Source organism: Mycolicibacterium gadium, assembly GCF_010728925.1.
Classification (GTDB): Bacteria; Actinomycetota; Actinomycetes; order Mycobacteriales; family Mycobacteriaceae; genus Mycobacterium; species Mycobacterium gadium.
In genome coordinates this window covers 2902983-2922669 of the sequence record NZ_AP022608.1, presented here as the reverse complement: position 1 = coordinate 2922669, position 19687 = coordinate 2902983, and the positions used below count along the sequence as shown (strand labels likewise).

Sequence of the window (19687 nt, the reverse complement as noted above, 5' to 3'; positions counted from 1 at the left end):
GGGTCACAGTCGTTACGCGAAGCTGTGCTCCACCTCTGCGCGGGAGAGCACCGGATCGTCGCCGAGCGTGTATTCCGGCAGCGTGTGCTTGACCGTCGTCCCGGATTTGACCCTGGCCTGGGCCTGCCGGAACTCCGGTGCCGGGCCGGCCGCGACGTGCAGGCCGTTGATGATGCTCCACACGACGGCGCGCCTGGCCGTGCGCTCGACGATGTTGGGATCGCGATGTTGGATCAGCTGCTTGGCCCACTTCGGCATGGTGTCGCGGATGGCCCAGTCGATCGCACTGTGCGGCATCGGGAGATTGGACCCGGTGGACATCGCCATGCCGTGGGTGACCGCAAGCCGGGGCAGATACGACTTCAGGCACTCCAGGGTGTCGGCCTTGGTGGTGGGCAGGTCCGTGCCGCCGAGTGCATGCCCGACGCGAACGAACTCGCCGTAGTAGTCGTCGATCTTCTTGCCGCGCAGCGGGTTCGGGTGATACAGCTCGTGTGCGGTGGCCAGGCCCCAGACGACCGTCGCATAGTTCCAGCGCAGCCATTCGGGATCGTCGGCGTCGTAGGTGGCACCGTCGGGTCGGGTGCCCTTGATGGTGTGGTGCATCGAGCGCACCGATTTGGCCAGCCGTTCGGCGGTCTCGCTCGAGCCGTACGCCGTCCCGATGAAGAACGCCACGGAATGACCAAGTCGCACCGAGGCGCCTTTGGGATCGATCTCGGGGACGGCCGTTCCGTTCTCGTCGCGTTTGACCAGTCGCGAATGGTGCATGCCCATCCAATAGATCGACGGGTCCAGTCGCTCGAGGTACGCCGCGCACTGCAGACCGAAGATGAGCGCGTGCATGTGTGAATGCACGTGCCAGACGGCGCTGCTGGGCCCGAACCAGCCCGGATCGGCGACGGGTGCGGCGAACTCCATGCCGCGGAAGAAATGCTTGCGCACGCCCTCGTCGAAGCGCTGGTTGACGAACTGCCCGACCATCTGGTGCGGCAGGTACACGGTGGTTCCCTTCGAAGTTCTGGTCACAGCTGTAGCCAGAATACTATTTGGACACGGATGTGACCAGAGTTGGCGGGTTCGGCCTACCCTGTGTTGGTGTCCAGTCCGACCCGATGGGCCGGCGTTCCGCTGACCGACCGGCGCGCCGAACGCCGAGCCCAGTTGATCGACGCGGCGTTCCGTCTGTTCGGCGACGGGGGTGAGGCCGCGATCGCCGTGCGCTCGGTGTGTCGCGAGTGCGGGCTGAACACGCGCTATTTCTACGAGAGTTTCGCGGACACCGACGATCTGCTCGGCGCGGTCTACGACCAGGTGAGTGCGCAGCTCGGGGGGGTGGTGGAGGCGGCGATCGCGGGGTCGGGCGATTCGCTTCGGGACCGCACGCGGGCAGGGATCGCCGCGGTGCTCGGGTTCAGCTCGGCCGACCCGCGGCGCGGACGGATTCTGTTCACCGACGCGCGCGCCAATCCGGTGCTCGCCGCGCGGCGGACGGCGACCCAGGATCTGCTTCGCGAGGGCGTGCTGACCGAGGGTTGGCGGTTGAATCCGGGCTCGGATCCCGTTGCGGCGCAAGTAGGTGCGGCGTTGTACACCGGAGCGATGGCCGAGCTTGCCCAGCAGTGGCTGGCCGGCAACCTCGGCGACGATCTCGACTCGGTGGTCGAGTACGCGGTGCAGACGGTCCTGCGCTGAACGTCGAACATATGTTCTAATGGGGCCATGTCCCTAGATACTCTGGCACCCGAAACGCAGTCCAACTATTTCGACACGCCGGCTCCCGCCGCCGAAGAGGCCGTCGAGGAGATGCCGAAGAAGGCCCCGGCGAAGAAGCCCGCTGCGAAGAAGCCGAAGACGCTGGAGCTGACGTTGACGGTCACCGGTACCGCCGATGGAGAATGGCGGGCCGAGCTGAAGCAGGGGACGACCTATCGAGCACGGAATCTCGCGGTCGCGGCCGCAGCCGTCTCACGCGCCGCGAAAGAATTGCACGAGGATCTCTCGGCCCCGATCGACGAACTGATCGAGGAGGCACGCACCCAGCAGGCAGCCAAGGTCGCCGCCCTCGAAGCCGAACTGGAAGCCGCCCGCAAGGCTCTCGCCGAGCTGGAGTGAGGCCCCTCTGGGGGAAGGTGAGATCCCTCCGGGGGAGTATGTCGTGGTGCCAAGCTCTGAGCGACTAAGTCGCTGACGTTGGTGGTGGCTGTAGTAGTTGAGCGACAAAGTCGCTGTGAGGTTGGCACACAGGCATATTGGTCCGGAGGGAGGGCGGCGGGAGACCAGTGGTCTGGCGGCGGCCGCCCTCGCACTCCACCGCGCTGAGATTCTGGGGGAAGGTGAGATCCCTCCGGGGGAGTATGTCGTGGTGCCAAGCTCTGAGCGACTAAGTCGCTGACGCTGGTGGTGGCGGTAGTAGTTGAGCGACAAAGTCGCTGTGAGGTTGGCGCCAAGGCATATTGGTCCGGGAGACCAGGTGCCGAAGCGGCGGTATCCCCAATGAGTAGTCGATCCACAGACGGCCCCTGCGTGCCTGCCGCTACGCCGCAGATGTCCGAATTGGCTGCCTCAATAGTCTCGTGGATGCTCAGTATTCGCGACGCCGAAAAGTGCTGCAGGGCATCGAGCTTCGCCACATGCTCACGGTGAACCTCGACATACACGGTCCGGCGTCGATCTTCGAAATGATCGAGCTTCTCGAGTACCAGGGATTTGCGATCCCTGGACGGGCATCGAAATCAGTGTCGGACGCCCTGCGATGGGAAATGCGCCGCGGCCGGGTCCGTCGGCTCCGGCGCGGCGTCTACGGACCCGGGCTGATGCCGCGCTCCACCGAGCACCACATCCACAAACGAGCGGCCGCGCTCCGTGACGAGGCCGATCGAAGCATGGGTCGTGACGACGACGCCTTCTGGGCCGCTGCGCCCGACTATTCCTAAGGCGCCCCAGCCGCGAAGTTTTCCGTCAACGCTTCGGCGACCGGACGCCAAACCGGCTCTGGCAGATCGTGTCCCATGCCGTCGACGACGACATAGCGAGCACCGTCGATGATGCGCGCCAGGTGGCGCCCATTGCGAGGCCGAACCATCGGATCTTCCGAGCCGTGGATCACCACCGTCGGCGCCACGATGCTGCGCGTGTACCGAAGCAGGCTCCCCGTGCCCAGGATCGCGTCGAACTGCCGCAGCATGCCCTGCGGGTAATCGCTGCGCGCCCGCAGATCCTCGACCCGTCGCCGCAGTTGTTCAACGGGCGGAAGGAAATTCGGGCCGTTGATGATCGAAATGTTGCGTACCTCCGACGCCAGCCTGTCCTCCCACGGCGCGTCCTTGCCCGGTCCGCCGAACGCCAGCTTGATCACCCGCCACCGCGGCAGCGCCGAGAACGCCTTGCCCGAACTCGACATGACGATGCCCAGCGAGCCCACCCGGTCGGGGTGATTGCCCGCGAGAACCTGCGCGATCATCCCGCCCATCGACGCCCCGACCACGTGAGCGCGCTCGATCTGCAGAAAGTCCAGTAGCGCCTTCGCGTCGTCGGCCATATCGACCAGCGTGTACGGGACCGCGCTACCCCGACCCATCGCATAACGGGCCACTCGCCGATACACCGATCCCTCGGCGCGGTGGCCGGTCATCTTGGTGGACAACCCGATGTCGCGGTGGTCGTACCGGATGACCCGATAGCCGCGCCGGACCAACTGCTCGCAGAAGCCGTCCGGCCACATCGGCAGCTGCGCGCCCACGCCCATGATCAGCAGAACAGGCGGAGCCGCGGAGTCGCCGAGATCCTCGTAATAGAGCTCGACTTCCCCGCAGACCGCCGTCCCACTGCGCGTTTGCATTACTCGAGACTATGTTGCAGCGTCCTGCCGAGGTCGCCACCGCTTGATGAAGTCGGTCTCCGGCCACCCCTCGTTGGCTGCCATCAGCTCGTACATCGTTGCGTTGTCGATGCTTTCGCGAATGATGTCGGCATGCCCAGCGTGGCGCGCCAGCTCCTCGATGAGATGCATAGCCACCCAGCGCACCGTCCAGTTGTCGATGTCGTGCGGAAACCACGGCACTTCGTGCGGGACGGGCACCGGCGTGTCGAGGTCGACTTGGCCGAAGACGCGTAGCGTTTCGGCGTTCTGCGTGGCCAGCTCGCCGAGCAGGTCGGCCAGAGTTTCGTCTTCGCGCATCACGTACTGATCGGCATACTCCGCCATGAGTTCTTCGATTGGGCGATCGTCGCGCGGTGGCATCTCGGGCGCCGCGGACGCTCGATCTACCCAACCCTTCTGAACGTTCGCGGCGTGCTTGATCAGTCCGCCGATCGAAAGCGCGCTGACCGACGGCGTCGATCGCGCCTGCTCATCGGTCAAGCCGTAGGCCGTCGAGAAGAACGCGTCCTGGTTGAAACGCAAGAACTCGATCAAAGTCTGTCGTTCGTCGGCGGCTGGTGGGGGCATTCCCGGCATGGCTACTTTCCCTTCTCGGTCGTGTGGACGTAAAGGTCTCGGATGCAAGCAATTTCGGCGCCGTGGTGAATGACCTCGCGGTTGATGTGCAGAATAAGCGTGGCCATCGGATAGTCGGCGTACGGCCCTTCCGCGGGACCACACGGCCGCCACAGGTCATCCTCGGACAGCCCCCGCACACCTTCGGTCCACACTCGATACTGCTCGTCGAGCTGACCGAGCGCCGCTGCGGCGTCGGTGGCGTACGACCAGGTCTCGTAGCTCGCCTCGGGCGCGCCGAAGTGGCTGTGATTGCGCACGGCGAAGACGCCGACGATCACGTGCGCGAGCCGCCAGGCGATCGTCGTGAACGGCGCCGGCTCGGGTGCGGGATACGCGAAGTCCACGCCGCCATCCGGGTGCACGGTCCAGCAGTCCGGCACCGGCTGCCAGAAGTACTCGTCATCGGTCAGCCCCTCCAACCGCGGACGCAGTGCTTGCGTCCAGTGGAAGTCGAGCTGAAACGCCAACTCCTCGGTCATGTTCGTCGTCATGGTCATACGATTACCCTGAATCGCATATAGGACAGTTTCGGTCCTATAAATACGACAGAGTCGACGACATGGCGGAAACGACCAGCAGGGTGCTGCAGCTTCTCGGGCTGCTGCAGTCGCGGCGGGTATGGACAGGCGAAGAACTCGCCGAGCGACTCGGCGTGACGACCCGCAGCGTCCGCCGCGACGTCGACCGACTGCGTGACCTGGGCTATCCGGTGCACGCCAGCAAGGGCCACGGCGGGGGCTATCAGCTGGGCGCGGGCGCCGCATTGCCTCCGTTGCTGCTCGATCCCGACGAGGCCGTCGCGATGGCCGTATGCCTGCGGCTCGCGGCGGGCGGCACGGTTGCCGGCGTCGGCGAGTCCGCCCTGCGGGCGCTGAGCAAGCTCGATCAGGTGATGCCGTCGCGGCTGCGGTCTCAGGTGGCCGCGGTGCACGACGCCACCGTCACGCTGACCTCGCCATCATCCACCGAGGCCGTCGAACCCGACGTCCTGATGACGCTGGCGCGGGCCTGCCGCGATCGAGAGCACGTGAGCTGCGGCTACGTCGACATTCGCGGCAATGCGACCCAACGACGACTGGAGCCGTACCAGCTGGTGACGACCGGCAGGCGCTGGTACCTGCTGGCCTACGACCGCGACAAGCAGGACTGGCGCAGCCTGCGACTGGACCGGATGGCCGACGTCCGCGCGCTCGGCAGCACGTTCCTCGCCCGCGACGCACCGGATGCGGCGTCGTATGTTCAGAAGTCGATCAGCAGCTCGCCGTACCGCTACGTGGCGCGGGTTCGCTTCCACGCACCAGAAGAAGCACTGGCGCAACACTTTTCACCTGCCTCGGTGAGCATCGAAACCGACGGCCCCGACGCTTGCATCGTCACCACCGGCGCCGACGACCCCGAACGGATGATCTTCTACTTCGCCACCGTCGGCCACGACTTCGAAGTCCTCGAACCGCCCGAGGTGGTCCGCGCGGTCGATGTCGTCGCGCAACGACTGCGCCGCGCCGCGGGGCAATCGTTCTAGATTGGTATTGCACTGGGCAGAAAGTCCCAATTCGGTGGTAATTTGGTGCCATGCGTGTGACAGTGGACCGAGTGGGGCGGGTGGTGATTCCGAAAGCTCTGCGCGTTGCGCTGGGAATCACACCGGACACAGAGCTCGAACTCATTCCAGACGGGTCCGGTCTGCGGATCGAGCCCGTCCGTCGGCATCAACGCGCGATCGCTACCAGCGACGGGCTGCCGATACTCGGCAGCGTCGAGGGCGTCGTGCTGACTGATGACGAGATCCGCCGACTTCGCGATGACATCCAACGCTGATCGTTGGGCCTGCGACACCAGCGTCGCCATCGCCGCACTCGATCCGAACCACGAAGCGCATCTAGTTTGTCGTCGCGCCCTAGTTGAGCTGCGTCCCGCGCTCGCAGGGCATGCTGTGTTCGAGACGTATTCGGTGCTGACCCGATTACCCGTGCCACTGCGCCTGAGCGCTGGCCAAGCGGAATCGGTATTGGCCATGGCGTTTCCGGACGAGTGTTGGCTCGACACCATCGGGACGCGCGACCTGCGCGAGCGGCTTGCACGGCTCGACATCGTCGGGGGATCGGTCTACGACGCCCTCGTTGGACACGCCGCCGCCACGAATCACCGGGCACTACTCACCCGTGACCGTAGGGCTGAGCGCACTTATCGCTCACTCGACGTCGAGTACCGGTTCCTGGACTGACGGGCATTGTCTGATCGCCGGTTGACGAAGCCTCGGCCGGCTTGACTCTCTCCCCGCGGGAGACCCCACCGTGGAGGCATGACAACCGACAAGCAACAGACACCGACGTCGTGGGACGAGTTATCTGCGACCATCACCACCTACCTGACCGCGCACGAGGCGCGGGACGTGACCACGGCCATCAGCACCTTCACCGCTGACGCGGTCGTGACCGACGAGGGCCAGACCTACCGCGGCATCGACGAAATCCGGTTCACCACGGACCGTGCACTGATCAGCCGACTGGTGATCGAGCCCTGATGTCGAAGACATGGTTCATCACCGGCGGCACCCCGGGCGGGTTCGGCATGGCCTTCGCCGAAGCTGCGCTCGAGATCGGCGACAACGTCGTGCTCACCGCACGTCGGCCTGACGAATTGCGTTCGTGGACCGAGAAGTACACCGAACGCGCATTCGTCGTGCCCCTCGACGTGACCGACGCCGGGCAGGTCCGGGAGGCAGTGCGCGCGGCCGAGTCACACTTCGGCGGCATCGACGTGCTGGTCAACAACGCCGGCCGCGGCTGGTACGGATCAATCGAGGGTATGGACGAGGCCGCAGTGCGGGCGATGTTCGACCTGAACCTCTTCGGCATGCTTTCGGTCATCCGAGCGGTGCTGCCGGGTATGCGTGCCCGCGGCAGCGGGTGGATCGTCAACATATCGTCGGTGGCGGGCCTGCTTGGGGCGATCGGGTTCGGCTACTACAGCGCCACCAAATTCGCCGTCGAAGCTGTCACCGAAGTGCTTCGAGAAGAGGTTGCGCCGCAGGGCATTAACGTGATGGCCGTCGAGCCCGGGGGGTTTCGCACGCGGGCCTATGCCGGCTTCGTCGACGAACCGATCACCGAAACCATCGCCGAGTACCGGCCCATGTTGGAGCAGGTACGCCAAGAGTTCATCGACCAGGACGGCGCGCAGCCCGGCGACCCGATGCGGGGAGCACGTGCGGTGATCGCCGCGATGGCCCAGGACGAGCCGCCCCGGCGGCTGGTGCTCGGCAGCGAAGCGTTCGACGGTGTGGTGGCCGCGCTGGAGCAGAATCTGGCCGACATCCGGTCGAGCGAAACACTCTCGCGCGGAGCCGATTTCCCCCGCTAGCTCTGGGCGAGACGAAATACCGGCCACCCGATCTCGGTACGCCACTGTGCCGGGTCCGCAGTGTCACGTGGCGCCACCGTGTAGACCTCGTGAATGGGGCCGTCCACCGCCAGCGCGTGCGTGACCACCCAGGTCCCGAGGCGACCGTAGGTGACATTGATGTCGTCGTGTGGACCCGGATGAACCGTGACAGCGAGTTCGGCGGCGGGCAGCTCGACGACCCCGATCCGGCCGGATGGACGGGGTGCTCGAACCGGCCGGTACACGGTCATCTCTCCGGCGCCGTCGGTGAACAGTTCGTTGGCGTAATACCCGCCGGGCGGTCCCGTCCGCTCCGCGGACGAAAACTCCGCATCCAATTCGGCCATCGCGGCGTCGTACCATTCCAACGAATCATCAAGCTGCACATGACCGTTGATGGCAACGACGGTGCGCGCCGGGGCAGATTTCAGCTCGACATCGAATTCGTCGGCATCGGGGCGCAGCAACCGGCGCAGCGACACCACGGCCGCCTGGGTGCGGTCCAGCTCGGCTTCGAGGCGGCGCAGATGAGCCGCGATCACCTCGGCGCGCTGCTGCGGATCGCCTGCGGAAAGGATGGACTCGACCTCGGCCAGGGGCACGTCGAGCTGCCGAAGCTGGTAGATCACCTGCGCGGTCGGGATCTGCTCGGGCGTGTAATACCGGTAGCCGGTCGACGGGTCGACGGTGTCCGGCTCCAGGAGTCCGGCCGCGTGGTAGCGCCGCAACGTCCGCACGGACAAGCGCGTCAACGTGGCGAAGTCCCCGATGGTCAGGCCGGAGCGCATGTGAGTGAACTTAGCCTGGGCCACCGTCAAGACGTGAGTTCGAGGCGATCGGCAAGAAACAGGAAGGCCGATGCGAAGTCGTTGTCCTTCGTCGCGATGCGCAGACGGTCCCAGTCGAGCTGTTCGCGGACCGCGCGCACGCCAGGTATCAGCGCCGCGAAATCGCAATTGTGCTCGTTCAGGGCGTTGAGTTTCTCGGTGAGGACGTTGGTCGGCGCGAGCACCCGCATCCTGACCGCCAACACGTCGTGCTCCTCCGCATCCTCGATCGCTCGCGGCTCGACCGGCACACCGTTGAGACGGTGCAGCACGTCGATGACGAAATCGTCGCCGACGCACGCCTTGAACAGCCAGTCCTCAGGCGTTCGCTCGATGTTGAAACCGGCGTCCTTCAGCGTCGCGGCCGCCTTCTCGGTGTCCAGCTCGGCGACGACGAAGTCCACGTCGTGCACGGGTTCGGGACCGCCGAACACCCACAGCGCATAGCTGCCTGCCAGCGCGAAATCGGGGCCCTGGGCGCGCAGGGCCGATGCGGCACGTTTCAGTGCGTCGCGCAGGTCGTCATTTCGTGCGGGCACGTCTCTCCTGATCGGCAGGGGACCATTTCGGGTATGGAGTACCCATGCGGATGGCCACCTTCAACATCCTGCACGGCCGCAGCGTTCACGATGGGCTGGTGCACCGCGATCGGCTCGTCGACGCGATCCGGGAAATCGATCCCGACATCCTCGCCCTCCAGGAGGTCGACCTCGACCAGCCCCGTTCCGGAATGGCCGATCTGACGGCCGTCGCCGCCATGGCCATGGAGGCGACGAGCCATCGCTTCGTCGCCGCGATCGCGGGTACGCCCGGCGCAACGTGGATGGCCGCGACGGGTCGCGAGCAGCCCGGCACCGCCGCCTACGGCATCGCGCTGCTGTCGCGCTATCCCGCCGACGCCTGGCAAGTGGTTCGGTTGCCGCGGATCCCGATGAAGTTCCCGATGTACCTGCGGGGACCCAACCGCGTTCAGGTGGTCAAAGAGGAGCCCAGGGCGGCGGTCCTCGCCCGGCTCGACACCCCCGTCGGCCCGCTCACCGTCGCTAACACCCATCTGTCGTTCGTCCCCGGCTGGAATCGACGGCAGCTGCGCCTACTCATGCGCGACCTGCACGGCTTCCCGGGCCCACACGTGCTGATGGGCGATCTGAACATGGTGCCGGCGAAAGTCGCGCGGTTGAGCCAGCTGCGCGCGCTCGGCGAAGCACCGACGTTCCCGGCCGACGCGCCCGAAACACAACTCGACCACATCCTGACCGACGACGACGGGCTGCGCGTCGAGCGCTGCGTTGCGCCAAGGCTGTCAATCTCGGATCACCGTGCGCTCGTCATCGACATATCGAGGCACTGACGCCGTAGGGTTTTGGGGTGCACGTGATCTCCGCGGAGTCGACGGAGCTCTTCACAGGGCCGTCGCATGCGCCGCAGCAACTGGTGCGGGTCGCCTACAGCGATGGCGGCGGGAACGTACGCATCGAAGGCGACGGTTTGACCGGACGCGCGCAGGCCGGTCCCGGCGAAGGCATCAGCGAGGTTCCCGTCGTGGTGACCAATCCGACCATCGGCGAGCAGCGCGACGCGCGGGTGATCGCCGGGGACAGCATCACCGGGTTCGTGTTCACCGTCGCCGAGCCCGGCTGGACGATGCACATGATCAGCCACTTCCACTACGACCCGGTGTGGTGGAACACCCAGGCGGCCTATACCAGCGTGTGGACCGAAGACCCGCCCGGGCGCTGCCGGCAGACCAACGGTTTCGACCTCGTACGAGCACATCTCGAGATGGCACGCCGCGAACCCGAATACAAATTCGTGCTCGCCGAGGTCGACTACCTCAAGCCGTTCTGGGACACCCACCCCGAGGAGCGTGCCGACCTGCGCAGGTTCATCGCGGACGGCCGGGTCGAGATCATGGGCGGCACCTACAACGAACCCAACACGAATCTGACCAGTCCCGAGACGACCATCCGGAACTTCGTGCACGGCATCGGTTTTCAGCGCGACATCCTCGGCGCCGACCCGGCCACCGCGTGGCAGCTCGACGCGTTCGGACACGACCCCCAGTTTCCGGGCATGGCCGCCGACGCGGGGCTGACCTCCAGTTCGTGGGCTCGCGGGCCGCATCACCAGTGGGGTCCGATGGCAGGCGGCGGCGACCCCGAGCGCATGCAGTTCAACAGCGAGTTCGAGTGGATCGCTCCGTCGGGGCGCGGACTGCTCACCCACTACATGCCCGCGCACTACGCCGCGGGGTGGTGGATGGATTCGGCGGCGACGCTCGACGAGGCTGAGGCCGCAACGTACGAGCTGTTCACGGGTCTGAAGAAGGTGGCGCTCACGCGCAACGTGCTGCTGCCCGTCGGCACCGACTACACGCCGCCGAACAAGTGGGTCACCGAGATCCACCGGGACTGGAATGCGCGCTACACGTGGCCGAAGTTCATGTGCGCGTTGCCCAACGAGTTCTTCGCCGCGGTGCGCGACGAGCTCACGGAGCGCGGGGTCGACGCGTCACCGCAGACGCGCGACATGAACCCGATCTACACCGGCTGCCATGTCTCCTACATCGACACCAAACAGGCCAACCGGGCGACCGAGGAGGCGGTGCTCGACGCCGAGAAGTTCGCGGTGTTCGCCGGTCTGCTCGGCGGTGCGACGTACCCGGACGCAACCCTGGCCAAGGCGTGGGTGCAGCTCGTCTACGGCGCCCACCACGATGCGATCACCGGCTCGGAATCCGACCAGGTCTATCTCGACCTGCTGACGGGGTGGCGCGACGCGTGGGACCTCGGTACGACGATCCGCGACAATGCGCTGGCCCTGCTGTCCCGCGCCGTTGACGGAAGCGTGGTCGTCTGGAACGCGCTGGCGCACAAACGCAGTGACATCGTGACGGCCCGGTTCGACGAGCCCGTCGGTCCCGGTGTTCAGGTGCTCGACTCCGACGGCGGCGAGCTGCCCGTCCACGTCGAACACGGGGGACGGGTCGTCCGTTGGCTCGCGCGCGACGTGCCGTCGCTAGGCTGGCAGTCCTACCGGGTGACACCGGGATCGGCCTCCGATGAATGGAATCCGTTGGACGGCAACGAGATCAGCAACGGCCACTATCGCCTTCGCGTCGATCCCGACCGCGGCGGTGGGGTGATCTCGCTGGTCGAGGCCGCCTCCGGCCGCGAGTTGATCGCCGACGGGAAGGTCGGCAACGAACTGGCCGTCTACGACGAATACCCCGCGCATCCGGAGGCCGGCGAAGGCCCATGGCATCTGTTGCCGAAGGGACCCGTCGTCTGCTCGTCGGCGGGCCGAGCCGAGGTCCAGGCATACCGCGGCCCTCTCGGTGAGCGGCTGATCGTCACCGGCCGCATCGGAGACCTGCTGCGCTACAAGCAGACAGTGACGTTGTGGCGCGATGTCGCGCGGGTCGAGTGCAGCACCACCGTCGACGACTTCACCGGCGAAGACCGCCTGCTGCGGCTGCGCTGGCCCTGTCCGGTGCCGGGCGCGCTGCCGGTCAGCGAGGTCGGAGATGCGGTCATCGGGCGCGGGTTCGGCCTGCTGCACGACAGGGGCGAGGAATCGGCCGTCGACGCCGCTGTACATCCGTGGACTCTGGACAACCCGGCGTACGGCTGGTTCGGCCTGTCGTCCGCCGTGCGGATCCGGGTCGGTGACGGTGTGCGCGCGATATCGGTGGCCGAGGTCGTGTGCCCGACGGAGTCGGCGTCCTCATCGCTGGCCCGCCCGTTGATGGTCGCGCTCGCACGCGCCGGTGTCACCGCGACATGCAGCGGCGCCGACCGCCCGCGCTACGGCGACCTCGGCGTGGACTCCAACCTGCCGGATGCCCGCATCGCGCTCGGCGGACCCGACGAGAATGCCTTCACTGCAGCGGTTTTGGCCGATGCCGACGCGGTCTACCGCGAAGAGCTGGAGCGCCAGTTGCAGGCGAACGGCCGGGCCAGAGTATGGGTGCCCGCCACCGCGCCGCTTGCCGACCACTGGGTGCCGGGCGCGGATCTGCGTCCGGTGCGGGCGCTGCCGGTGCTCGTCGTCGCCGGGTCGGAACTCGAGGTCGCCGTGGAGTCGGTCGTCGAGGACCTCGCCGACTTCGAGATCGCCGTCGACCAGAACGCGCCCGCCGGCCTGCAACCGTTCGAGGCGCGTACCGTCGCGGTGCTCAACCGCGGAATGCCCGGATTCGCCGTCGATTCGGACGGCACACTGCACACGTCGCTGATGCGCTCGTGTTCCGGTTGGCCGTCGGGAACCTGGATCGACCCGCCGCGGCGCACCGCACCCGACGGGTCCAACTTCCAGCTCCAGCACTGGACGCACACGTTCGAGTACGCGGTGGTCTCCGGCGACGGTGACTGGCGCGACGCCGCGATCCCGGCCCGCAGCGCGGAGTTCTCCCGTCCACCGCTGGTGGTAACCGAGAGCACCAGCGCCGCAGGCGGTTTGCCGTCGTGGGGCTCGCTGTTGGAGATCGAACCCGCGGGCATCGTGCAGCTCGGAGCATTGAAGGCGGCGGGCAACCCGGTGGCAGCGGGCAGCGGCGGGCAGGTCCATCCCGCCGACGGAGTCGCGGTGCGTCTGGTCGAAACCTCCGGTGCCGCAACCCAGGTCGAAGTGCGTTCGGGCCTGCGCCGAGTCTCGGCGTCCGCCCGCGTCGACCTTCTCGAACAGCCCAGGGTCCAGCAGCTCTCTTCGGAGGAACTCGCCCTGCACGGATTCGAGATCGCCACCATCCTGACCCGGCTGAACCTGCCGAAGGTCCTGGACGCAGACCACACGGTGCTGGGGCCCGACGCCGAGGCCGCGCAACCGCTGTACGCACGGTACTGGCTGCACAACCGTGGGCCCGCGCCGCTCGGCGGCCTGCCCGCCGTCGCGCACCTGCACCCGCAGCACATCGCTGTCGAGCCGAATTCCGATGGGCAGCTGCGACTTACGATCGCCAGCGACTGCAGCGACACGGTGCTGCACGGCCACGTGCGGCTGCTGTGCCCGGACGGCTGGACGACCGATCCACACCTGCTGCCGTTCATGCTGCCGCCGGGTGAGCACCTCGCGACCGATGTGGTCGTGAGCGCGCCGCCCGCCGTGCCACCCGGGCTGTATCCGATCAGGGCGGAACTCGCACTCACCGGCAACCACGTATCGATGCCGCCGTCGTGGCGCCAGATGGTCGAGGACGTCTGCGTTGTATCCGTGGCCGCACCAACCGAGGACCGACTGCTGCGGATCGTGGCCGACCCGCAGCCCGTCGACATCAAGGCCGGCGAACGCGCCACGCTGACCGTCGGCGTCGCCACCGACTCGTATGCAGACCTCGCCGTCGAAGCGCACCTGATCAGCCCGTGGGGAACGTGGGGGTGGATCGGCCCCGGCGCGACGGGGGTCGAAGTGGCGGCCCGTGGCACGGTCGAACTCAGCTTCGACGTGACGCCACCGGTGTGGGTGGAACCCGGCGAATGGTGGGCGCTGATCCGGGTCGCGTCTGCCGGTCAGCTGCTGTACACGCCCGCGGTGCAGGTGAGGGTCCGATGACCGCCGCGATCGTCGGTGGGGTGCCCGTGCCGGTGCATGACGTGGACGCACGCGAGGCGCAGCTGCGTTCGTCGCGTACGGCATCGTCGCTGCCGCGGCCCGGCACCAGCGAGGGACGGCAGCTGAGACGTTGGCTGACACAGCTTCTCGTGACCGAACGCGTGGTGGCCGCCGAGGCCGACGCTCGGGGGCTCGGCGCCGGCGGTGCGCCGACCGAGGACGATCTGCTGCCGGACATGACCGCGCGACTCGAGATCGGCAGCGTGGCGGCGTCTGTCCTCGGCGACCCGCTGGCGCGCGCGCTGTTCGTGAGCGTGACCGAATCCGTCGACGTGACCGGCGAGGCCGTCGCGGCATACGAAGCGCGGAACCCGGCACGTTTTCCCGACACCGCACACGTCGCCGAACACCTGCGCGCGGCGGCTCGGCGTCGCGCGTTCCGGCTGTGGCTGGATGCCCGGTGCGGTGAACTCGTCGAGTTGGCGCCGGGCTACGAACATCCCGGCGATCCCCGCCAGCCCGACAACACCCACCGGCACTGATGGCCCAACCGACACTGGCAATCGACATCGGCGGCACGAAGATCGCCGCCGGTCTGGTCGACGACGACGGCACTCTGGTCCACCATGCGAAGCGCCCGACGCCCGACGGCGATCCCGAGGCGATCTGGGCGGTGGTGGAATCGCTTGTCGCCGAGGCACTGTCGACGGCTGGCGGCGCGGTGCGTGGTGTCGGCATCGCATCCGCCGGCCCGATCGATGTGCCCGCCGGCACTGTCAGCCCGATCAACATCACCGAGTGGCAACACTTTCCGATCGTCGACCGGGTGGCGGCGATGGTCGACGCGCCCGTGCGACTGGGTGGCGACGGGCTGTGCATGGCGATGGGGGAACGCTGGCGCGGCGCGGGCCGCGGCGTCGAGTTCTTGCTCGGCATGGTGGTGTCCACCGGGGTCGGCGGCGGGTTGGTACTCGACGGCGTGCCCTACGACGGTCGCACCGGCAACGCCGGACACGTCGGCCATGTCGTCGTCGACCCCGAAGGTCGGCCGTGCACGTGCGGCGGTCGCGGGTGCGTCGAGACGATCGCCGGCGGCCCACGGATGGCGCAGTGGGCCAGAGAGCAGGGGTGGAATGCGCCCGCCGATGCCGACGCCAAGGAACTGGCCGACGCCGCGGCCGCGGGGGATGCCGTGGCGTTGCGCGCGTTCACCCGGGGTGCGACTGCCGTCGCCGCGATGATCGCGTCCGTCGGCGCGGTCTGCGACCTCGACCTCGTCGTCGTCGGCGGTGGCGTCGCCAAAGCCGGCCCACTGCTGTTCGACCCCTTGCGCGTGGCCCTCGACACCTACGCGGGGCTGGAGTTCATCCGCGATCTACGTGTGGTGCCCGCCGAACTCGGCGGCGACGCCGGGCTGGTCGGCGCCGCGGCACTGGTGATTTCGGCGCGCTAACGATCGCTGAGTGGCTGTTGCGAAATGCCGGTTGAGGTGTTTGGTGTTTTGAGGTCGGCACGAAACGATTGAGGTGTGGCTCGTTCGTATCGTCCGGTAGTGCGTGATCAGCAGTTCTTGTTGCCGCCGAATATGGCCGACTGGCTGGCCGATGATCATTTGGTGTGGTTCATCCTCGACTCGATCGAGCAGTTGGACACCTCGGCGTTTCACCAGCATCGGCGCACCGGTGGCGTCGGCCGCGCCGGCTATGACCCGGACATGTTGTTGGCCTTGCTGATCTACGCCTATGCCTCGGGGCAGCGGTCCTCGCGGCGCATCGAACGATTGTGTGCCGATCACGTCGCCTACCGGGTGCTGTGTGCTCAAGATCCGCCGGATCACACCACGATTGCCCGGTTCCGCGCCGACCACGACGACGCCGTGATCGACGTGTTCGCTCAGGTGCTGCGGATGTGTTCGCAGGCCGGGATGGTGCGGGTCGAATCGATCGCCATTGATGGCACCAAGATCGCGGCCAACGCGTCGATGTCGGCCAACCGCTCTCAGAAATGGGTGCGTGAGCAGGCCCGTCGGATCGCCGAGACCGCGGTCGGTGAGGCCGCCGCCGCCGACGCCGCCGAGGACGCCGCTGAAGCCGCGGTCGGTGGGCCGCCGGCCACACCGGCACCGGAGTTGACGACTCGGGCTGGACGGGCCGCGGCGATCAAGAAGGCGATGGCCGAGATCGCCGAACAGGACGCCCGCCATGAGGAGGCCGACGCCGCCGACGCCGAGCGTCAAGAGAAGTATCTGCAGCGTGTCGAGGCCGGCGAAGTCGTGGCCGGACCGCCGCCGGCCGGCGTCGACGAGGTCCGGTTGTGGCGGGCCCGGCTGGCCCGTCAACAGCAGCGGCTGGCCCCGCTGATCGGGGTGCGTGGGACTCGAGAAGCCCAGCAGCGCGGCGACATTCGCAAGCTGATACGCAAGGCCGAGGCGCGGCTGGCCGACGCCCAACGGCGTCAGGCAACGGGATTGGTCGATCGGCGTGGTTCAGCGGCGCGTCAACGTGCCTATTTTCAGACCCGCCGCGGCCCCAAGGGCGGACCGGTGGTCAATCTGACCGACCCGCAGGCCCGGTTGATGGTCCAAGGCTCAGGCAGCGGATCGGTGCAGGGCTACAACAGCCAGATCGTGTGCTCCGATGACCACCTCATCATCGGAGTGCACGTATCTCAAGATGCCAACGATCTGCATTGTTGGACACCGGCTTTGGCTGCGGCGATAACCCACACCGAGGCATTGGACAAGACGATCGGACTGGTCCTGGCCGACAACGGCTACTTCACCGAAGACAACCTCACCAGCCCCGGCCCCGACCGGCTCATCGCACCCGGCACCGGGAAAGACGTCCACCACGACGCCAAACACCACCCCACCCAGGGACCCCCACCGCCGAACCTCTCACCCGCAGACGCGATGCGCCACACGCTCAAAGATCCTGCTCAGGCACGACGATACAAACGCCGATCAGCGACCGTAGAACCGGTCATCGGACATCTCAAAGACCGCATCGGCCTACGCCGCTACGCCCGCCGCGGACTGGCAGCTGTCACCGCCGAACTCCACCTGGCCGCCGCAGCGCTCAACCTCACCCGCTTGTACGCAGCCACGGCCGGGTAACCCCCCGGACGGCGCCACCCACTATCACCAGTGCCGGCCATCGTCAGCCATCGGCATTTCGCAACAGCCACTGACCGACTGCCAGCGCACCGAACTCACCGGGGTGGTGTCATATGGGTATGCGTGTCGGAGTGGTGTTCCCCCAGACCGAGCTGGGCGGCGACGTCGGTGCGGTGCGCGCGTTCGGGCAGGGAGTCGAAGCGCTGGGGTACGACCATCTGCTCGCATACGACCACGTCGTAGGGGCCGACCCGGCCGTGCACAAAGGGTGGAGCGGGTACTACGACGTCGACACCACATTCCACGAGCCGTTCGTGATGTTCGGATACCTCGCGGCGGCCACCACGACTCTCGAATTCGTCACCGGCGTCATCATTCTCCCGCAGCGCCAGACCGCGCTGGTCGCCAAGCAGGCCGCCGAAGTCGACCTGCTGTCTCAGGGCCGGTTCCGGCTCGGCGTCGGAATCGGCTGGAACGCCGTCGAATACGACGCACTGGGTGAGGACTTCACCGTCCGCGGTGCGCGCTCGGAGGAGCAGATCGAACTCATGCGACGGCTGTGGACCGAGCGCAGCGTCACGTTCGAGGGCAGATTCGACACGGTCACCGGCGCCGGCCTGTCACCGCTTCCGGTGCAGCGGCCGATCCCCGTATGGATCGGCGCCGCGTCGGCGAAGGGCTACGACCGGATCGGACGCCTGTCCGACGGGTGGTTCCCGATGACGGGTCCGGGGCGACAGCTCGACGAGGCCCGCGCGGCGGTTCGGGACGCGGCAGTCGCCGCGGGACGCGATCCCGCTGCGCTGGGGCTGCAGGGCCAGGTGAGGAGTTCGATCGAGCCGGGCGCGGTGGCTGCCGAACTGGCCGCCTGGGGCGATGCCGGCGCGACCCACGTGGCCGTCAGCACGATGGGCCACGGCCTGGCGACCGTCGACGACCACCTGGCCACCCTGGCGGCCATCGCCGAGGTGATTCCTTCGCGCTCGTAGCCGGCGAGCGACCGCAAAATGTACGCAAAATGCGGCGTGTCGGTGTGCAGACACGGGCGCTCGCCGGAAAAGGGTTGGCCGTTTTGGCTGATCGGCGAGCTGTCGGCTATTCTTGGCGGCGTTCTACCGAAGACCGTTGGTCACCGAGAAATCGGTTGAAGGTCCGGCTTTGCCCGGCGGCCCACGCAGGAGGACGAGGCTGAAGCTCTTGCGCGAGTATGCGCACACGCCCCGACCTGTCTGCGTCGGGGCGTTCGTCATTTCCGGACGTGATCCCTTTCTCGGCTGCCGCGGTCCCCATCTACGAGGAGGCATGCATGGCCAAGCCTGAAAAGGCCACCGCGGTTGCCGACATCGCTGAGCAGTTCAAGGACTCGACGGCGACGCTCGTCACCGAGTACCGCGGGCTGACGGTTGCCAACCTCAAAGACCTGCGCCGTTCGCTCGGTGAATCCGCCACCTACACAGTCGCCAAGAACACGCTGGTCAAGCGTGCCGCGGCGGAGGCGGGCATCGAGGGCCTCGACGAGCTTTTCGTCGGGCCCACCGCGATCGCGTTCGTCAAGGGCGAAGCCGTCGACGCCGCCAAGGCGATCAAGAAGTTCGCCAAGGACAACAAGGCGCTCGTCATCAAGGGCGGCTACATGGATGGCCGCGCCCTGAGCGTTTCCGAGGTCGAACAGATCGCCGACCTGGAATCGCGCGAGGTTCTGCTGGCCAAGCTGGCCGGCGCGATGAAGGCGAATCTGTCCAAGGCCGCCGGCCTGTTCACCGCACAGCAGTCGCAGGCAGCCCGGTTGTTCGCGGTGCTGCAAGAGAAGAAGGCCGCCGAGGCGCCCGCCGAGGCACCCGCCGAATAACCCACACCAATCCAGTACCTAGGTAAGTAAGAAAGGGACCATCATGGCCAAGCTGTCCACCGACGACCTGCTCGACGCGTTCAAGGAACTGACGCTGCTCGAGCTCTCTGAGTTCGTCAAGAAGTTCGAGGAGACCTTCGACGTCACCGCCGCCGCTCCGGTCGCCGTCGCGGCCGCCGGCCCCGCCGCCGGTGGTGCACCGGCCGAGGCCGCCGAGGAGCAGTCGGAATTCGACGTCATCCTCGAGGGTGCCGGCGACAAGAAGATCGGCGTCATCAAGGTCGTCCGCGAGATCGTCTCCGGCCTGGGCCTCAAGGAGGCCAAGGACCTCGTCGACAGCGCTCCCAAGCCGCTGCTCGAGAAGGTCGCCAAGGAGGCCGCCGAGGAAGCCAAGACCAAGCTCGAGGCTGCCGGCGCGACGGTCACCGTCAAGTAATTCACAGCGTACGAACCGCCCGGGA

At 67.2% G+C, this 19687-nt stretch carries 22 protein-coding genes; 16 read left to right on the top strand and 6 right to left on the bottom strand.

Going from position 1 to position 19687, the window contains the following annotated elements; all coding sequences use genetic code 11:
* Positions 1–12 precede the first annotated feature (12 nt).
* Complete coding sequence (locus G6N36_RS14270) at positions 13–1002, bottom strand: oxygenase MpaB family protein (protein WP_163690685.1); 990 nt, start codon at positions 1000–1002, stop codon at positions 13–15.
* 96 nt (positions 1003–1098) lie between these two features.
* Between G6N36_RS14270 and G6N36_RS14265 the strand changes: the two genes are divergently transcribed.
* The 3 genes from G6N36_RS14265 to G6N36_RS14255 all read left to right on the top strand — a co-directional run bounded on the left by G6N36_RS14265 (position 1099) and on the right by G6N36_RS14255 (position 2936).
* Positions 1099–1695, top strand: a complete 597-nt coding sequence (locus G6N36_RS14265) for a TetR/AcrR family transcriptional regulator (protein ID WP_163687060.1) — start codon at positions 1099–1101, stop codon at positions 1693–1695.
* A gap of 27 nt (positions 1696–1722) precedes the next feature.
* Positions 1723–2115: a DUF6319 family protein gene (locus G6N36_RS14260; RefSeq protein WP_163687059.1), complete on the top strand. Its 393-nt coding sequence runs from the start codon at positions 1723–1725 to the stop codon at positions 2113–2115.
* Between the two features lie 518 nt (positions 2116–2633).
* Positions 2634–2936: a hypothetical protein gene (locus tag G6N36_RS14255; protein ID WP_163690684.1), complete on the top strand. Its 303-nt coding sequence runs from the start codon at positions 2634–2636 to the stop codon at positions 2934–2936.
* Here the strand turns inward: G6N36_RS14255 and G6N36_RS14250 are convergent.
* From G6N36_RS14250 to G6N36_RS14240, 3 genes are read right to left on the bottom strand one after another with little or no spacing between them, the layout of a single operon-like run.
* Complete coding sequence (locus tag G6N36_RS14250) at positions 2933–3841, bottom strand: alpha/beta fold hydrolase (RefSeq protein WP_163687058.1); 909 nt, start codon at positions 3839–3841, stop codon at positions 2933–2935. The genes G6N36_RS14255 and G6N36_RS14250 overlap by 4 nt on opposite strands.
* A gap of 9 nt (positions 3842–3850) precedes the next feature.
* A complete protein-coding gene (locus tag G6N36_RS14245; RefSeq protein WP_163687057.1) occupies positions 3851–4459 on the bottom strand; it encodes a DinB family protein in 609 nt (202 codons plus the stop codon).
* Positions 4460–4461: 2 nt separating this feature from the next.
* Positions 4462–4998, bottom strand: coding sequence for a DinB family protein (locus tag G6N36_RS14240; RefSeq protein WP_372512270.1), 537 nt, complete (start codon positions 4996–4998; stop codon positions 4462–4464).
* A 62-nt stretch (positions 4999–5060) separates the two neighbouring features.
* Between G6N36_RS14240 and G6N36_RS14235 the strand changes: the two genes are divergently transcribed.
* From G6N36_RS14235 to G6N36_RS14215, 5 genes are all read left to right on the top strand, one after another.
* Positions 5061–6023, top strand: coding sequence for a helix-turn-helix transcriptional regulator (locus G6N36_RS14235; RefSeq protein ID WP_163687056.1), 963 nt, complete (start codon positions 5061–5063; stop codon positions 6021–6023).
* Positions 6024–6073: 50 nt separating this feature from the next.
* Positions 6074–6319: an AbrB/MazE/SpoVT family DNA-binding domain-containing protein gene (locus G6N36_RS14230; protein WP_163687055.1), complete on the top strand. Its 246-nt coding sequence runs from the start codon at positions 6074–6076 to the stop codon at positions 6317–6319.
* On the top strand, positions 6279–6725 hold the full coding sequence (locus G6N36_RS14225; RefSeq protein WP_235690048.1) for a type II toxin-antitoxin system VapC family toxin: 447 nt from the start codon (positions 6279–6281) through the stop codon (positions 6723–6725). The genes G6N36_RS14230 and G6N36_RS14225 overlap by 41 nt, the downstream gene beginning before the upstream one ends.
* A 78-nt stretch (positions 6726–6803) precedes the next feature.
* Entirely contained in the window at positions 6804–7025 is a 222-nt protein-coding gene (locus G6N36_RS14220) for a nuclear transport factor 2 family protein (RefSeq protein WP_163687054.1), read from the top strand.
* Complete coding sequence (locus G6N36_RS14215; RefSeq protein WP_163687053.1) at positions 7025–7864, top strand: oxidoreductase; 840 nt, start codon at positions 7025–7027, stop codon at positions 7862–7864. Before G6N36_RS14220 ends, G6N36_RS14215 begins: the two co-directional genes overlap by 1 nt.
* On the opposite strand, the gene G6N36_RS14210 is transcribed toward G6N36_RS14215, so the two are convergent.
* Positions 7861–8673, bottom strand: coding sequence for a MerR family transcriptional regulator (locus G6N36_RS14210; protein WP_163687052.1), 813 nt, complete (start codon positions 8671–8673; stop codon positions 7861–7863). The two genes, G6N36_RS14215 and G6N36_RS14210, sit on opposite strands and share 4 nt — an antisense overlap.
* Positions 8674–8699: 26 nt before the next feature.
* Positions 8700–9251 (bottom strand): nucleotidyltransferase, encoded by a 552-nt coding sequence (locus G6N36_RS14205; RefSeq protein ID WP_163687051.1) that lies wholly within the window; start codon positions 9249–9251, stop codon positions 8700–8702.
* 44 nt (positions 9252–9295) lie between these two features.
* On the opposite strand from G6N36_RS14205, the gene G6N36_RS14200 reads away from it, so the two are divergent.
* The 8 genes from G6N36_RS14200 (at position 9296) to rplL (ending at position 19662) form a co-directional block, all read left to right on the top strand.
* The gene (locus tag G6N36_RS14200; RefSeq protein WP_163687050.1) at positions 9296–10063 is read left to right on the top strand and encodes an endonuclease/exonuclease/phosphatase family protein; all 768 of its coding nucleotides are present in this window, start codon (positions 9296–9298) and stop codon (positions 10061–10063) included.
* A 17-nt stretch (positions 10064–10080) separates the two neighbouring features.
* A complete protein-coding gene (locus tag G6N36_RS14195; protein WP_163687049.1) occupies positions 10081–14262 on the top strand; it encodes a glycoside hydrolase family 38 N-terminal domain-containing protein in 4182 nt (1393 codons plus the stop codon).
* Entirely contained in the window at positions 14259–14804 is a 546-nt protein-coding gene (locus tag G6N36_RS14190) for a DUF7158 domain-containing protein (protein ID WP_163687048.1), read from the top strand. The genes G6N36_RS14195 and G6N36_RS14190 overlap by 4 nt, the downstream gene beginning before the upstream one ends.
* Positions 14804–15715 (top strand): ROK family protein, encoded by a 912-nt coding sequence (locus G6N36_RS14185; protein WP_163687047.1) that lies wholly within the window; start codon positions 14804–14806, stop codon positions 15713–15715. The genes G6N36_RS14190 and G6N36_RS14185 overlap by 1 nt, the downstream gene beginning before the upstream one ends.
* A gap of 99 nt (positions 15716–15814) precedes the next feature.
* Entirely contained in the window at positions 15815–17377 is a 1563-nt protein-coding gene (locus G6N36_RS14180; RefSeq protein WP_235690047.1) for a transposase, read from the top strand.
* 119 nt (positions 17378–17496) lie between these two features.
* Positions 17497–18366, top strand: a complete 870-nt coding sequence (locus G6N36_RS14175) for an LLM class F420-dependent oxidoreductase (RefSeq protein WP_163687046.1) — start codon at positions 17497–17499, stop codon at positions 18364–18366.
* Positions 18367–18683: 317 nt separating this feature from the next.
* Complete coding sequence (gene rplJ / locus G6N36_RS14170) at positions 18684–19226, top strand: 50S ribosomal protein L10 (RefSeq protein WP_163687045.1); 543 nt, start codon at positions 18684–18686, stop codon at positions 19224–19226.
* A 43-nt stretch (positions 19227–19269) separates the two neighbouring features.
* The gene (gene rplL / locus G6N36_RS14165) at positions 19270–19662 is read left to right on the top strand and encodes a 50S ribosomal protein L7/L12 (RefSeq protein WP_083124506.1); all 393 of its coding nucleotides are present in this window, start codon (positions 19270–19272) and stop codon (positions 19660–19662) included.
* The last annotated feature ends 25 nt before the right edge of the window (positions 19663–19687 follow it).

What these genes read in the sequence shown, in the direction of transcription:
- G6N36_RS14210 (WP_163687052.1), bottom strand. Translation starts at nt 8,673, where the DNA reads ATGCGCTCCGGCCTGACCATCGGGGACTTCGCCACGTTGACGCGCTTG.
- G6N36_RS14175 (WP_163687046.1), top strand. Translation starts at nt 17,497, where the DNA reads ATGCGTGTCGGAGTGGTGTTCCCCCAGACCGAGCTGGGCGGCGACGTC.
- G6N36_RS14215 (WP_163687053.1), top strand. Translation starts at nt 7,025, where the DNA reads ATGTCGAAGACATGGTTCATCACCGGCGGCACCCCGGGCGGGTTCGGC.
- G6N36_RS14220 (WP_163687054.1), top strand. Translation starts at nt 6,804, where the DNA reads ATGACAACCGACAAGCAACAGACACCGACGTCGTGGGACGAGTTATCT.
- rplL (WP_083124506.1), top strand. Translation starts at nt 19,270, where the DNA reads ATGGCCAAGCTGTCCACCGACGACCTGCTCGACGCGTTCAAGGAACTG.
- G6N36_RS14245 (WP_163687057.1), bottom strand. Translation starts at nt 4,459, where the DNA reads ATGCCGGGAATGCCCCCACCAGCCGCCGACGAACGACAGACTTTGATC.
- G6N36_RS14230 (WP_163687055.1), top strand. Translation starts at nt 6,074, where the DNA reads ATGCGTGTGACAGTGGACCGAGTGGGGCGGGTGGTGATTCCGAAAGCT.
- G6N36_RS14200 (WP_163687050.1), top strand. Translation starts at nt 9,296, where the DNA reads ATGCGGATGGCCACCTTCAACATCCTGCACGGCCGCAGCGTTCACGAT.
- G6N36_RS14260 (WP_163687059.1), top strand. Translation starts at nt 1,723, where the DNA reads ATGTCCCTAGATACTCTGGCACCCGAAACGCAGTCCAACTATTTCGAC.
- G6N36_RS14235 (WP_163687056.1), top strand. Translation starts at nt 5,061, where the DNA reads ATGGCGGAAACGACCAGCAGGGTGCTGCAGCTTCTCGGGCTGCTGCAG.
- G6N36_RS14255 (WP_163690684.1), top strand. Translation starts at nt 2,634, where the DNA reads ATGCTCACGGTGAACCTCGACATACACGGTCCGGCGTCGATCTTCGAA.
- G6N36_RS14225 (WP_235690048.1), top strand. Translation starts at nt 6,279, where the DNA reads ATGACGAGATCCGCCGACTTCGCGATGACATCCAACGCTGATCGTTGG.
- G6N36_RS14185 (WP_163687047.1), top strand. Translation starts at nt 14,804, where the DNA reads ATGGCCCAACCGACACTGGCAATCGACATCGGCGGCACGAAGATCGCC.
- rplJ (WP_163687045.1), top strand. Translation starts at nt 18,684, where the DNA reads ATGGCCAAGCCTGAAAAGGCCACCGCGGTTGCCGACATCGCTGAGCAG.
- G6N36_RS14190 (WP_163687048.1), top strand. Translation starts at nt 14,259, where the DNA reads ATGACCGCCGCGATCGTCGGTGGGGTGCCCGTGCCGGTGCATGACGTG.
- G6N36_RS14250 (WP_163687058.1), bottom strand. Translation starts at nt 3,841, where the DNA reads ATGCAAACGCGCAGTGGGACGGCGGTCTGCGGGGAAGTCGAGCTCTAT.
- G6N36_RS14240 (WP_372512270.1), bottom strand. Translation starts at nt 4,998, where the DNA reads ATGACCATGACGACGAACATGACCGAGGAGTTGGCGTTTCAGCTCGAC.